Below are 14,887 nucleotides of genomic sequence, written 5' to 3' on the forward strand. Positions count from 1 at the left end.
CATAATACTAATAAGATACCTAAAGAAGGACCCCATTATGACAGCACAAGTAAAACGCGTAGTAATTGCTGGCGGTGGCACCGCTGGCTGGATGACAGCTGCTGCAATCACCAAATTAATGGGTAAAAACCTCGATGTGGTACTGGTTGAGTCTGACCAAATCGGCACGGTCGGCGTGGGCGAAGCGACAATTCCAACACTGCACCTGTTTCATCGATTACTGGGATTAAAAGAGCAAGATGTGATGGCAGCAACCAATGCCACCTTCAAACTTGGGATTAATTTTGAAAACTGGCGCGACATAGGCAAAGACTATCTGCACTCATTTGGTTTTTTAGGTAAAGACTGCTGGGCATGTGGCTTTGCGCATTTTTGGAATAAAGGACAAAAACTGGGTATCGCTAAACCCATTGGTGATTACTGCACCGAGCATTTAGCCGCACGTAATGGCCGTTTTGCGGTATTACCCAATCAAGACCAAAACCATGCATACCATATGGATGCCACTTTATACGCCCAGTTTTTACGTAAGATGGCTGAGAGCTTAGGCCTAAAGCGCATCGAGGGCAAAATTGCGCAGGTTTTGCAGCATGATAATGGCAATATAAAAGCGTTAGCGCTTGAAAACGGTGAGATGGTTGAAGGAGATTTGTTCATCGACTGCACCGGCTTCAGGGCGTTATTAATTGAGCAAACCCTAAATACCGGCTTTGAAGATTGGAGCCACTACCTACCCTGCGACAGCGCTATTGCGGTGCAAACTCGCTCAGTGGGTGAGCCAGTTGCCTATACTCGCTCAATTGCCCATCAATCTGGTTGGCAATGGCGCATCCCGTTGCAAACTCGTACTGGTAATGGTCTCGTTTATTGCAGCAAATTCTTAAGTGATGCCGATGCTACTGAGCTGCTGATGAGCAATATCGAGGGTGAGCCGCTAAACCAACCTCGCGTCATTAAATTCAAAACCGGCACTCGCAGAAAACACTGGAATAAAAACTGTGTTGCCATTGGTCTTTCAAGTGGTTTCTTAGAACCACTTGAGTCCACCAGCATTCACCTTATTCAGCGCAGCATTATTCGTTTATTGCAGCAATTCCCATCAACTGGGATCAATGAGTCGGATATCAACGAGTTTAACCAACAAACCCTACTGGAAATGGACTATGTTCGAGACTTCATTATCTTGCATTACAAGGTGACAGAGCGTAAAGACAGCCGCTTTTGGCGTCACTGTAAGAACATGGAAATACCACAATCCCTCGCCCATCGTATTGAGCTGTTCAAAGATTCGGGCAAGGTATACAAACAAGACAGCGATCTGTTTGGTGTAAGCTCATGGGTACAAGTGATGTTAGGCCAGGGCTTAACACCAAATAGCTATCATCCAATCGTCGACATGATGGAAGATGAAGAGCTCAACGCATTTTTAGAGAATATTCGTGGCAATGTAAAACGCAAAGTTGATGCGCTACCGGCACATTTTGATTTTGTAAAACACTATTGCCCGTCGAAAGTGGCTCTAGATTAACAGCACCAGTGAGTTAACAAGTGCTAAATCAAACAAGGAAAAGGAGCAAGCGTGCAAGCTGTCGAAAATAGGGTTATTGAAGTAAAACCATTTAAACCTATGCTAAAGCTGATTGGCCACAGCCGCACGCCTGTGATCATCATTGACGATTTTTGCCATGACTTAAGTTTGCTGCAACAAATAGCCGCAGATGCTCCGTTTGCACCCGACTCACATACTTTTTACCCAGGGCTGCGAGCACCGCTACCCAAAGATTACAGTATTGAAGTCATCAACTACCTGTTCCAAATGGTGTATGACGTTTATCGAATTCCGCACTCATTGCGCTTAACACCGCAAAACCTGGTGTTTTCATTGCTGACTAAAACAGCAGACCAGCTGGCTCCAGCCCAGTGTATGCCGCACTTTGACACACCAAGCCCTTATTACTTTGCCATTTTGCATTACCTAAACGACAGCTCACACGGCGCGACAGGTTTTTTCCGTCATAAATCAACAGGTTTAGAGCGAATCGACCAGCAGAATATGCAGCATTACTTTAACCAGTTAGACAAAGAAAATGCGCAGCAAGCCCAGCGCAATGATTGCGAGCCAACCCCAGCCTACTGCACTAACAGCAATCACAGCTTTGAGCTCTACGATCAAATCGAGTACAAGCAAAACCGCATTGCCATCTATCCCGGCAATTTGCTGCACTCAACATTGGTAGACCCACAAACAGACATTGATGCCAACCCTGAAACGGGCAGACTCACTGCTAATTTGTTCTTACATTTTAAGTAAATGAGATGACTGACAACTGGAAGGTTTTGGTGAGGTGGTAGCGTCACAGCGTAAATAAGCTTTGTTAACCCAAAGATTTCTTGTTGTTATTTCACGCGGTTTGCCTTTGCGAATAAGCCAGCCAACATAAATTAAGCTCATGATAATCGCAATTGCGCGATACAGGTTTGCATCTAACTGCCCTACCGCACCACCTGACATTACAAAGAAGTTGTACGCTGCATTCATAAAGAGGTGCATCCACATCGGAAACCAAATTCGATAATTACACTCACAATATAGCCACGCAAACCAAGTTCCTCCGACAGCAGTAATGGCGAAGGCCAATAATGCTGATATTGCATCGTTACCTTGATAAATATGCGCTAAACCAAATACGCTGGCGCTGACCAATGCCGCTGGCACAAACCCGAGGCCACAATAGCGAAATAGCACACCAAATAACGCTGCGCGAAATATCACTTCTTCAAAAAAGCCCGCATACACCGAGCCAATCATAAAATCGACAAATGACGAGTTAATCTCGTGGCTGAGGTACCAGTATCCGGCAAACATAGGCAAACAACAAACGATAGCGGCCAGGCCATAATTTAGCACCCCGCGAGGTTTAAGGCCTAATATCTCAAGCCAACCTGCACGCTTAAACATCCAGTAAGCACATAACAACATAGGCCCATAAATAAAGGTAAGGATTATGGGTTTACGTAAGAGGTTTGTTTGGCCATCAATATTCAGCAGATATTCAGACCAATTTTCTCCCCAAAGTTGCTTCATGAAAAAGTGGCACAGTGCGAATACCAAAATGAACAGAAGTGCTTTTGTATTTCTTGTCATAGCGAAAACCTTTTAACGTATATATTGAACACACGAAAAGGTTGTCACTTATATAGAGTGAGTTCGACAGCTAAGGGATAAACACTTAACTAAAGGGCTATTTGGCAGGTTTGAGGGACATATGACAAGACTCAAGGGCTGACTGACAATGCCGCTTTAATGTCATTAACATAACGCCGAGAGACTGGAACCGATAAATCACATGCATCTGTCTGCAATGATAAACCTGCAGCGTTACCTGAATATGCAGTCACTTGTTCAACATTAACTGCGTAAGAGCGATGACAGCGCATCACTTTAACATCTGCCGGAATTTGCTCGAGTAGTTTGGTCAACGAGGTTCTCAGTAATACACTTTGTTGCGATGCGGCTTTTTTCTCACTAACCTGGAGTTCGGGATTCTCGTCATATTGCAGTAAATAAACTACCTCACAATAATTTTCAGCTGCTTTGATATAAACAAGTTGCGATGCACTGATTTCTAGTCGCTCGGCTTTATTATCGCCAACGAGGGCGATTAGATCGCTTGACACAGACTTACTATGGGCCTGCTTAGCTAAATCAGAAACGGGATGGGTTGACTCATCGAGGTTCTCAGGCTGGACATCGTCAATACTCATTGAGCCTGCGTCAAGCTGTTGATTAGTTCGCTGATGCTTACTGTGATCAAGACTGCTGTAATCTAGGTGACTGTGCTCACGATTACCGACCTTATTCTTACTGTTGTTGACTACCAAAAACGCGACTGGGAAAATCGCGACCGCTCCAACATACAAAAAAAACAATAGCTGATTTTGCCAATGCCAGGCACCAAGCACAGAAACGGCAAAATACCCGTGATTAAATATTGCCGCGCACGTAACGTACAATAAAGGCACGATCCAGAAACGATGGCGCTTGTACTTCTCCAGTTGAGTAAACGTTTGAGGGTTAAGCAACATCAGTTCTAGCAGCCCAGCCAACACTATGGCGCAGAACGTTACTGCGCCATAACCAAATAGCTTCAAGTACTTATAGGAGATATCTGCCTCAAAAGTCCCGAAGGGCTGAAATACGAACAAAATCAGCAAAGTGATAGCGGCTACGAACAAGCCACTTTGAATAATGTCCTTATAAGGGTTGTTGCTCTTTTCTAATAACATCAACATAAGATAATACTAATCCATTAATATCTAATAATATTAGCATCTAGGTGTCAGCACGCAAATACTAGAGTGTGTACGGCAAGACGAACTTGAGCTTTAGCAGTAATTGACCGCGTTGTGCCTGTAGGCTTAATCTATTTTAAGCAGCAGTATTAACAGATAATTTAAAGCGTCTACCAAGCAATAAAACGATAATCAACGCGTACCCATCAAGCATCCAGCCTTGTGCTTGACTAAAATCCCCCACGCCGAAGGCGAGTGAAATTGGTGCACCTAGGTAGTCACCCCATAGCCATTGCGGACGAGCAACCAAAAATAGAAAACCAAGGCAGGACAAACCTAGCAACCAGCTGATATAGAAATGAGTGCAATGCCTCATGTTTTTTAAACCAGCGTTTTCTAGACTATTGTGTTCGTTAGAAGGGGCTTGTTGAACAGCAACAGCAATCATGCCTGCCCATGGCGTAAGACAATAACACAGCGCCATTAGACACAATAACCCAAGCTTGATATTACCTAGCGCCAAATAATCATCGATGGCACTAACAAGCATCAAAACACCTATGGCGCCATACAAACCAAGACACACTACCATCATCCATTTCCCCACAGTCTGCACTGCGGTTAATGCTGGTTTATGTTGCTTTAGCTGAGCGCTGTTTAGTTGAGAGCATTTTAACTGAGAGTGCTTTGACGCTTTCATGTTTTCCTGAACATTCACTGTAAATTCATCCTGAATATAAAATAACTGCTAGCTTCTAAGCATTGAGCGCTTGCTGCATCTTGGCAAGTTTAGCCAGTATGTAATCTGACGATTGTTGCTGGCCAACGATAGCCAGCAAGTGCGCGGCGCACTCAGCAGTGCACAACCCACCGTCAACCTGATTGCGCCTAAGTTGATATAACGACTCAGTTTCGCTTGCGATATATACGTGAGCTAAAGAATGTAAATAAGCGCTTTTATTGTAGATTTTTCTCGCTTCTTGCCAGGTGCTGTCAATAATCACCACGCCTGCAAATTCTTGCCATGATACTGAACTTGCAGCAACAGATTCTGTAATCGGCTGAATCGAGCGACTAACCTCACTAGGCTCAGCACCATTTTCTGCACTATGATCTTCACTTGAACTAGCTCTATCATCCTTATATACCAGTGCATACTTGCCAGTTTGCAAGCGAGCCAATAAATCTTGATCAGGCACTTTGCGCTGCCACTCAACGACCTGGCAATCGCAATACACTTCTGCGACTAATTTTCCGGTATTGCTTGGGCGCATTAACTCCCTTGAGTGAGTCAGCAAGATAATTTCAAACATAAGTTATATATGCCTTCGCCAATAGTTGATAGCTGGTTACTACAATTTAGGTGAAAATTCATTAGAGTAATTAAGCAGTTAAGAGTGGTATTATACCAATCAGGATAAATAAGTGAGCAGAGATTACGCAGGAAAAATTGCTTAGAACAAGGCGGAAATTGCAGCGAGCTAGTTATTCTAACGAAGTTATAAGCAATTTTAACCAGTAAGCATGTTCAAAGACTTATGCTGATTGGTATTATACTTCAATGCAAGCCCATCACTACCTAAACTTATTTATCGCCATAATTACGCTAGCTGTCATTCCCGGCCCTTGCGTACTCGCCATTGTATCTCGAGCAATGAGTCACGGCTTTGGTGCGGCTGCGTTAATGACGCTGGGCGTGGCGCTGGCTGATGTGGTATTTATTTTACTCGCCGTACTGGGGCTTAGCGCACTGGCAAGCATGTTGGGTAGTGCCTTTGTTGTGATTCAATATTGCAGCGCAGCTTATCTGATTTATCTAGGCGTAGGTTTAATATATGCCTCATTAAAAATGCAGCATGAAGTTACAAGCACTGTGCGTCATCATGAGCGAGATGAATACAAACCATCTACTGGCTCTGTAAAGGCAAATAAGCCGACAACTCACCTGCTAACTGGGCTCGCGATAGCCATGAGCAACCCTAAAGCAATTGTGTTCTATGTCAGTTTTTTCCCTGCATTCGTGCCAGTAACACAACTTGGCTATATGGATATTCTGGGTTTAATGCTGCTATCTATTGCTGGTTTTGGTGGTACCAACCTTTGTTACGCAGCCTTAGGAGCCAGCGCACAAAAGCTATTAACATCAGCCAAAGCGGTAAAGATAATGCAGCTTGTATCGGGAATAATTATGCTCTGTGCAGGCTTTGCCATCAGCTATGTTATAAGTCAAACAGCTCTCTAATCGAAAGTTCCCTTAACAGGTTTTAGCTCAACTTAGCGAATGAGCCAGATTCTCATAAACAAACACCTTATTAAGCAAAGGCTAAATTTGTTAACAAGTTAGATCATCAAGGTTAACCCGGTTGCAATTACGTACCGCGTCGCAACCTGCTTGTTAATCCTGAGTAGTATTTGCTCAATAACACCCGCCAATAAATGAACAATTTTTAGCTATTCGCTAGGCTAAGACTATCAATTAACCCGCTTGGGCATCCAAAAATAAAAGCACAAGTGGATTAGTCTAGATGGAGCGCATATGGCACTTTCAACATTAAATAGTCAAGCACAGGTTTCTGCGGCTCAGGCTTACCTGACCCAATACCAAACTGATAATAATCAGCAACAGGTGCAGTCGGTTAAAAAGGTCAACCAAACCAATGCAACTCGCTCAGCTAATGAAAGTGGCTACCAGGCGACCCGCGCTCAGCAGCAAGTTAAAAATCGCGAACTACCGCAACCTTCAACCTCAGTAGCCATCAGTAAGCAAGCACAAGAAAAGCTTGCCGCCGAGCAAGCGAGGGAAGTAGACGAAAAACATGAAGAGTTTATCACTCCTCTTGAGCCTACCTTACCGAATGAAGGTGAGAAAATTGAAGACTATCTGGCATTCAAGAAAGGCATAAAGCAGTACCAGATATATGCAGACCTCGCCAATATTGCCACAGGCTCGAATCAACACATGTCAGCGTCCACTGCATACTATTTATCAAATAATGACGGCGCCCGTAACGCGACGGTTAACGTGATGAATAAGAATATGCAGATGGCAGCGATGCAAACCTACTATGACACGACTCAGGCTATTAACACTGAAGCCTAGCTTTCATTCTGCTCATATACTCAATAAATGAAAAACGCCGCTTGATGATATTCAAGCGGCGTTTTGATTATTTACGACGAATCGAATTAAGACTCAGCAGCTTCCATTTCATCCCATGACTGCTTTTTACGATAAATCGTTGATGGGCTAATATCTAATAACGCTGCTGCTTTTGGAATATTGCCATCGCACATGGCAATGGCATGCTCAATCGTACGTTTCTCAGTTTTCCACAATGCCTCAATCTGCTCATTAGTAATGGATGAAACTTGTTGATTTGGCATTGCTTGCTCAGGCGTATTTTGATACTCACTTCCAACCTCTAGCTGAGCTTGGTCAGCAAACGGCTCGACAGGGTTAGTATGTGCCAGCTGCGTACTAACTTGCACTGTCTCACTTGCATTCGAAACAGGTTTAGCCGTTTGACTTAGTTGAGTTTTGACCTGCTGTGGCAGCATTTCAAATTCGACCTCAGGAGCATCATTTAACACCACAATCTGCCTGATCACATTTTGTAGTTGCCTGACATTGCCAGGCCATGGGTACTGACTCAGCGCCATTTGCACCTGTTTACTGAATCCTTTAAACGACTTGCCCTCTTCCGTCGCATATTGGCGCAGCAATTTTTTAGCAATCAACAGCACGTCTTTTCCGCGCTCTTTTAGCGGTGGCAGTTCTACTGGGATAACATGCAAGCGATAATATAAATCTTCCCTAAACTCGCCTTGTTGCACCTGCTGCCAAGGATCTTTGTTAGTAGCACTAATAAAGCGTACGTCTACTTTTTCATCTTTAGTTCCACCCACACGACGAAACACGCCGGTTTGAATAAAACGCAATAATTTACTTTGAAGCTCAAGCTCCATTTCGCAAATTTCATCAAGGAACAAGGTGCCACCATCGGCCTGGGTTGCTGCGCCATCACGCTGATTAACCGCGCCAGTAAATGCACCTTTGGTATGACCGAATATTTGACTTTCGATTAAGTCTTTAGGAATGGAGGCACAATTTAGCGCGATAAAAGGTTTTTCTGCGCGTTTACCTGCTTTATGAATCGCTTCTGCGCATACTTCCTTACCTGTACCACTTTCGCCGACAATGAACACTGACGCCTTACTATCAGCAACACAGTCAATTGTTTTATATACAGTTTGCATCGCAAGAGACTCACCTATAAAGCCTTGATAGTTAGCTTTAGGTAAGCTTTTTTCATAATCGCCAACTAGCTTCAACAAGCGTCTTTGTTTCAGTGCATTGCGCACGGTAATTGACAATCGCTTGCCATCAAACGGTTTAACCAAAAAGTCAAAAGCGCCAGCTCGCATGGCATCAACGGCTATATCTATCGAGCCATGGGCGGTGATCATAATCACTGTGATATCGGGATGGGTTTGCTGCACTTGGGCAAGAATATCCATTCCTGACATATCTGGCAGTTTAATGTCTAACACCAGTAAGTCCGGTGGTTGGCGATTAATTTCTTTAAGCGCCTCTTCACCTAGCTGGACTAGCTTGACATCACCACCTTCACTGCACAAAAACTCACTGTATAGCGCCCCTAATGACATACTGTCTTCAACTAAAATTACGCTAAATTCTGCCATTTACTCTGTCCTTAGCCTGTTATTCTTTTTCACTTACACGCAGCTTATTCGTTGAGTCGGAGCTTAAGCGCTTTAATACTCATTGTTGCGAGATGCACACATTCATCAATGGCATCCTTGCTTACCTGTTTATCTCTGGCTTGCTGCTCAAGTACTTTCGCTGATGCCGATAAGGCTTTGGCTCCAAAACTACCTGCGCTTGATTTAATAGTGTGGGCCTGCGTTTCAATTTGCTCAAAATCTTCATCATTCAAGCTAACACTGGCAAACTCACTTAAGGTGTTTGCACGCATTTGTGTCTCATCCATAAACACACCGAGCATTTTCGCGAGGCTCGAGACACCTATTGCTTGCTCTAGATCATAAATAATCGCTTCGTCTATAAGTTCATGATTTGGCTCATGAGTTATTTCGTTCTGGTCACTTTCAGCTACTTGCGAGCTTTCAGCATCAACTGAAGAGCCTTCTGAGTTGGGTAAGTCCCCCTCAGAGCTAACTGTCTCCCCCATGCTTTCTGTAGTTTGAAAAGCATCTGATGCATTACCCGTTAGCAATGAAGTAGATTCTTTTTGCTCTACGTTCTCATCAGATTGCTCATTAGCAGCATTGATATCAAGAGACATTGCGGTCGTCATCGCCGCTTGCACTGGCTTTACATTAGCCCAGCGAGCCACGCTGGAAATCAAGTCATGACGAGTGACGGGTTTACCAATGAAGTCTTTCATCCCTACAGCCATGCAAGCTTCAATTTCTTCTTTAAAAACGTTGGCCGTCATAGCCAAAATAAGTTGCTGCGGCTTTTGTGCAAGAATACGCCGAGTAGCTTCAAGACCGTCCATTTCTGGCATACGAATATCCATTAAAATAAGGTCGTAATCTTTACTAAGCGCCATTTCCAACGCTATTGCACCATTATTAGCATACTCAATATCTGCGCCGTATTTATCTAACATGGCGCCTGCAACCATCTGATTTGCTGGGCTATCTTCTGCTAGCAATATGGTCAAGCCCTGAGGTAGACTTAGCTCCGACTTGGCTTCAGTGGTAATACTGGTTTGCGAAGTCGCGCCGCTGATTAAACTGAGCAACATAGAGCGACTGAGTGGTTTATTCACCACTTGCTCAATGCCCATTTGAGCTAAAACTGAAGATAACTCTGGATTGACACCATCACTCAACACAGCAAGTAAACCGCTATCAAAGACATAGTCATTGGTTAGCATTTGAATAGATTTATCATCCATTTCAGTCAGATTTGAATCATCAAGAAGTAATAGGTCAAAACGCCCTTTAACTTTTGATATTTTAAATACATCTTTAATATCAGTAACATAAATAGTACTTACACCATACTGAATGTACTGTTTCTTGACCATCTTACAAAGGGTTGGGTCTGGATGAACTAACAGCACGCGACTGTGCTCAGGCAAATGCACATGATGAGTTTGGCTGTCGCTACTTTCATCTAGGGTAACGTACAAGTTAAAGCTACTGCCCTTGCCAGGTTCACTGCTGACTTCTATATCACCACCCATCATGCGCACTAGCTCAGCGCAAATAGCCAGTCCTAACCCCGTACCCTTGTAGCTTGTACTGTGGGTATCATGGACTTGCGAGAATTCCTGAAACAGCTTTTGCTGAGCATCGCCACTGATCCCAATACCCTGATCGGTCACGCGGCAACACAGCTCCACTCTCGCTTGGTGGTTATTGGGGATCCACACTTCGACTGTGATGCAGCCCGAAGTCGAGAACTTAATCGCATTGTCCACAAGGTTATGGATCACCTGCCTAAGTCGCTGCGGATCGCCTACCAAAGATTGCGGCACATTGCGATTAATAAAGCTGGCTAAATGTACGCCTTTATCAGCCGCTTTAGTCGCCAAAATTTGCAGCACCTGTGCCACCAGCTTATCGGGCTCAAATTCGTGAGACTCAAGCACCATTTGCCCAGCCTCAATTTTAGAAAAGTCGAGAATATCGTTAATTGTATTGAGTAGCGCATCACCGGCTTCTTTGGCTGTATTGGTGTATATTCGTTGCTCAGAACGCAACGGCGAGTCAAGCAGCAGCTCAACACTGCCCAGCACAGCATTAAGCGGCGAGCGGATTTCATGACTCATGGTGGCTAAAAAGCGAGACTTAGCTTTACTGCCCGCTTCGGCTTGCTCTTTGGCTTGTTTAAGCTCTTCTTCTCGAGATTTTTGCTCAGAAATATTGCGCAAAAATGCGGTAAACAAAAGCTCATCACCCAGTTGAATTGGAATAACCCTAAGCTCAACTGGAAACTCCTTACCACTTTTATTCACCGCTGGCACTTCAATTCGCTTATTAAGCACCGGGCCTTCACCAGTGCGGCGATGGTGCTCCATCCCCTTACGGTGAGGGTCACGAAACCCGGATGGAATGATTAAATCTTCTAACATCTCACCAAGCGCTTCTTCGCGGCGGTAGCCAAATAACTCAACTGCTGCAAGGTTAAACTCTTGCACCCGCCCAGTGATATCAATCGAGATAAGCGCATCCTGGCTAGCTTCAAGGGTAGCCAGCAAAATCGACTCAGAGCGCGCGGCTTCTGCCTCGTTAGTTTTAATCTCAGATAAGTCTTTTACAAAGCCAAGGAAGAAGGTCTCGCCGTCTATTTCCATGCGAGAAACCGATAATTCAATTGGAAATTCTTGCCCAGATTTGGCTTCAGCAACTAGCTCTCGGCGCGTATCAACAACACGCTTTTCGCCAGTATCCAAAAAGCGTTTAATAAAACCATCATGTAAATGTCTGCCCGCCATCGGCGTTAAAATAGCAACATTCTCACCAATTAATTCATCATGTTGATAGCCAAACATCTGCGCAACGGCAGGGTTTGCATCGGTGATAATGCCGCTAACATCAATGATCACAAAGCCATCAATCGCTGATGCTAGTATGGTATTCAGGCGCACATTAGCAGATTCTAACGCTTGGTTGCGGGCATCTATATTTTCTACCATCTGGTTAAATGCCTTGGCTGTTTGTGCTAATTCATCAGTGCCAACCACCGGAATTTGCACCCCAGATTCACCATTTAAAATTCGCTTAGATGCCTGCTTTAACAAAGTAAGGTTTTTGGTGAGATACATACCCAACAGCCAAGAAAACAACGCTACGAGTATCATTTCGAGGCCGGCTATAGACAAAAACTGCCGCGATGCTTTGGCTAAAAATGAGTCGAACTCACTGCGATCGAACCCCACTTCAATTGTCGCGATAGCTTGCCCATCAAACACAATCGGATTAGTAATGTTTAACAGCGCACTAGATGAGGTGTCGATAGTATGGGTCGCTTGCCCCCAGATTGGAGCGGCCATGCCCTTACCCATACCAACAAGCAAAACGTCATTGTGGTAGATATTGATATGATTAATTTCGCTCTGGTGACTAAGCGTTTCAGATAGCACCGTCAAACGCGTTTGGTCATCATTTTGCACGGCATCTTTTACCGCGAGTGAGAATATATTCGCGATATGACTGGCGCGTTTTTGTAGCTCATCCTGATTGGACTGCTCAAGGTAGTCGATGCTGGTATACACCAACATTAACAGTAATATCCCCTCAATAATGGCAATTCCAACTATGGTTTTTAATCTAAAGGACAAATCCATTCTCCTTTACTGCTACCATGATTAAATACACTCACAGCAACTCATTATTTATTGTGAGACCCAAAGTGCATTTAGCAAAAGGTCTTTGTTACTCAGTACTTGGTTTCGAGTATTAAAATTAAAACAACTCGCAAATACAGCATGAAACATGCGCCAACTAAAACTATGAGCTAGGTCTTTGCATTTTGCAATTAAAATCAGATTGCAATGTTCGTTACTCATCCCCTAAAAGCTCACCTGTCGCTAACAAATTGATATTTATATATTAAGCCAACACGGCATACTCCTTGCTGCATCCTAATATTCGCGGCTTTTTTGCTCTCGCATTTTGCAATTAGCCAACGTTAAACTGCCAAGTAGGTGCTGCCATGACACTCGATAACTCGTTTCATATCCTGATTGTTGAAGACAGCAACAGTGAGCGCATGTTTATTCACTCGGTAATCAACGCCATCGAGTTTGAACATGGTGATATTCATATTCAAAGCTGTGCAGACGGCGAACAAGCTCTATCACTTTGTCAGCAAGCTAAGTTTGATCTGGTCGTAAGCGATTGGCGTATGCCAAAACTCACTGGTATCGACCTATGCGTTGCATTGAAGCAGCAAAAGCAGCAGCCTTATGTTCTATTACTGACAGGCAATAGTCAGGACGACGATCTTGTGTTTGCAATGTCGTCTGGCGCAGATGACTACTTAAGTAAACCTTTCGCACCTAAGGTGTTGCAAATACGCGTCATTGCCGCATTGAGGATAATCGTGTCGCAGCGCAGCTTGCAACTGCAGCAACGTCAGTTACAACACACACTCAACCTCAATCAAACTCAGTTACAGAGTAAACAGTTAGAACTTCAGCAAGCAGCACAGCTGCAACAATCACTGCTACCTGAGCACAGTTTCAAACATAATAATTGGCAAGCTCATCACTGCTTTATGGCAGCAAATGAACTTGCCGGAGACATGATGCAGTGCATTGCTATCGATGAGCAGCACCTTGGCTTTTTTATTGTTGATATCACAGGTCATGGCGCAGGGCCTGCAATGCTAAGTTTTACTCTGACCCAACAACTAAGTCCAAATCAAGTTGATTGGCAGAAAACGCCAGCAGAGCTAATGCGCCACCTAAACCAACGTTTTGTGGACCCAGCCGAACAAGGCACCTTTGCCACAGTGCTGATTGGCAAGCTCAACACCCTTACCGGTGAGCTGCAGCTAAGCAATGCAGGCCATCCTCGACCTATGCTAATCACGCCTCATGGAACCGAAGAAATTAACATGCCATCTCATTTACCTATTGGCATTTGTGACAGCACCGAATACCGCAACTGGACCGGACAAATCAATGTGCAGGATAAGCTAATGATATTTTCAGACGGAGCTTACGAAGTACAGCATCAACGCCACGGCATGTTTGGCTTACAAAGATTAATTAAGCTATGCCAGGCTGCGGCAGCCGAAGCACCAGAGCAACTGTTGTCGCAACTTCGATATTACTGGAAGCTCTGGCAACAAGGTGAGCAGCAAGATGATATTTCCGTGCTGCTGCTTAGTCCCCTAGCAAAATCTGCTGGCTCTGAGCCTAAGCTGCATCCACATAGAACTGAGTCAAACGCAGAAAATCAAGCATTGCAGCAACCTAAAGGTTTATCTAAAACAACAAGGTTGCAGCAAATACCTGCAAAGCAAATTACGACAAAAGAACAACCGTTAAAAAAGCTACAGAACGCTAGTTAACCGTATTAGGCATACAGAGAGGATAAGATTATGAATACCTTACAATTAAGTCTTTCGGCAAAGCTACTAGACAATAGCTACCATTTAAAAGAGCTTGAACAATTCATGTGCCTCAATGGCGTCAAAGAGGGGCAACGCTTTAAGTTGATCACCTGTACGATGGAAGGACTCAACAATGCATTAATGCATGGTGGAGATAAGCTAGAAAATATCATTTTGATGGCACATTGCAGCCAGGACAAAGTGATGATCGATCTTCTTAATCAAGATGATTACCAACCTCTACCTGAGGTCAATGATTACCCTAACCCTAATGATGAAGGTGGCCGCGGCCTATGGATCATGCTCAATTGGATGGATCAGGTCACCTACGAGCCCTCGGTGCTCGGCACTCATTTAAGAATGTGCCTGCTGCGCTAAAAGAACCTATGAAGATTAAGCCAAAGTCTACGCTAGCATATCTAAGCCATTCATTCGCGCACCTCTCCTGTCCAAAATTCTTTGTTGGGCAGGAGC

Annotated in this window: 12 protein-coding genes; 6 read left to right on the top strand and 6 right to left on the bottom strand. The window is 44.2% G+C overall.

The annotated features are described in order from the left end of the window. The first annotated feature begins 37 nt into the window (after positions 1–37). Together G3R49_RS14140 and G3R49_RS14145 are read left to right on the top strand one after the other, a co-directional pair. Positions 38–1,528, top strand: a complete 1,491-nt coding sequence (locus tag G3R49_RS14140) for a tryptophan halogenase family protein (RefSeq protein ID WP_167870123.1) — start codon at positions 38–40, stop codon at positions 1,526–1,528. 51 nt (positions 1,529–1,579) lie between these two features. Next, positions 1,580–2,311 (top strand): DUF6445 family protein, encoded by a 732-nt coding sequence (locus G3R49_RS14145; protein WP_210147229.1) that lies wholly within the window; start codon positions 1,580–1,582, stop codon positions 2,309–2,311. On the opposite strand, the gene G3R49_RS14150 is transcribed toward G3R49_RS14145, so the two are convergent. The 4 genes from G3R49_RS14150 to G3R49_RS14165 all read right to left on the bottom strand — a co-directional run bounded on the left by G3R49_RS14150 (position 2,297) and on the right by G3R49_RS14165 (position 5,606). Next, a complete protein-coding gene (locus G3R49_RS14150) occupies positions 2,297–3,145 on the bottom strand; it encodes a CPBP family intramembrane glutamic endopeptidase (RefSeq protein ID WP_167870124.1) in 849 nt (282 codons plus the stop codon). The two genes, G3R49_RS14145 and G3R49_RS14150, sit on opposite strands and share 15 nt — an antisense overlap. Before the next feature lie 131 nt (positions 3,146–3,276). Next, positions 3,277–4,293 (bottom strand): LytTR family DNA-binding domain-containing protein, encoded by a 1,017-nt coding sequence (locus G3R49_RS14155; RefSeq protein WP_167870125.1) that lies wholly within the window; start codon positions 4,291–4,293, stop codon positions 3,277–3,279. 136 nt (positions 4,294–4,429) lie between these two features. Continuing rightward, complete coding sequence (locus G3R49_RS14160; protein ID WP_167870126.1) at positions 4,430–4,993, bottom strand: hypothetical protein; 564 nt, start codon at positions 4,991–4,993, stop codon at positions 4,430–4,432. Positions 4,994–5,048: 55 nt separating this feature from the next. Beyond that, on the bottom strand, positions 5,049–5,606 hold the full coding sequence (locus tag G3R49_RS14165) for a tRNA-uridine aminocarboxypropyltransferase (RefSeq protein WP_167870127.1): 558 nt from the start codon (positions 5,604–5,606) through the stop codon (positions 5,049–5,051). Positions 5,607–5,854: 248 nt separating this feature from the next. On the opposite strand from G3R49_RS14165, the gene G3R49_RS14170 reads away from it, so the two are divergent. Next, a complete protein-coding gene (locus tag G3R49_RS14170) occupies positions 5,855–6,535 on the top strand; it encodes a LysE family translocator (RefSeq protein WP_167870128.1) in 681 nt (226 codons plus the stop codon). 294 nt (positions 6,536–6,829) lie between these two features. Continuing rightward, the gene (locus tag G3R49_RS14175) at positions 6,830–7,393 is read left to right on the top strand and encodes a hypothetical protein (RefSeq protein ID WP_167870129.1); all 564 of its coding nucleotides are present in this window, start codon (positions 6,830–6,832) and stop codon (positions 7,391–7,393) included. 86 nt (positions 7,394–7,479) lie between these two features. Here G3R49_RS14175 and G3R49_RS14180 read toward each other — a convergent pair whose 3' ends face one another. Together G3R49_RS14180 and G3R49_RS14185 are read right to left on the bottom strand one after the other, a co-directional pair. Continuing rightward, on the bottom strand, positions 7,480–8,997 hold the full coding sequence (locus G3R49_RS14180; protein WP_167870130.1) for a sigma-54 dependent transcriptional regulator: 1,518 nt from the start codon (positions 8,995–8,997) through the stop codon (positions 7,480–7,482). 44 nt (positions 8,998–9,041) lie between these two features. Next, positions 9,042–12,632 (bottom strand): PAS domain S-box protein, encoded by a 3,591-nt coding sequence (locus G3R49_RS14185; RefSeq protein ID WP_245335377.1) that lies wholly within the window; start codon positions 12,630–12,632, stop codon positions 9,042–9,044. A 374-nt stretch (positions 12,633–13,006) separates the two neighbouring features. On the opposite strand from G3R49_RS14185, the gene G3R49_RS14190 reads away from it, so the two are divergent. Together G3R49_RS14190 and G3R49_RS14195 are read left to right on the top strand one after the other, a co-directional pair. Further along, positions 13,007–14,371, top strand: a complete 1,365-nt coding sequence (locus G3R49_RS14190) for a fused response regulator/phosphatase (protein ID WP_167870132.1) — start codon at positions 13,007–13,009, stop codon at positions 14,369–14,371. A 30-nt stretch (positions 14,372–14,401) separates the two neighbouring features. Next, positions 14,402–14,791, top strand: coding sequence for an ATP-binding protein (locus G3R49_RS14195; RefSeq protein ID WP_167870133.1), 390 nt, complete (start codon positions 14,402–14,404; stop codon positions 14,789–14,791). Positions 14,792–14,887 lie beyond the last annotated feature (96 nt).

The sequence above is a fragment of the Shewanella sp. WXL01 genome, assembly GCF_012263345.1.
GTDB classification, from domain to species: domain Bacteria; phylum Pseudomonadota; class Gammaproteobacteria; order Enterobacterales; family Shewanellaceae; genus Shewanella; species Shewanella maritima.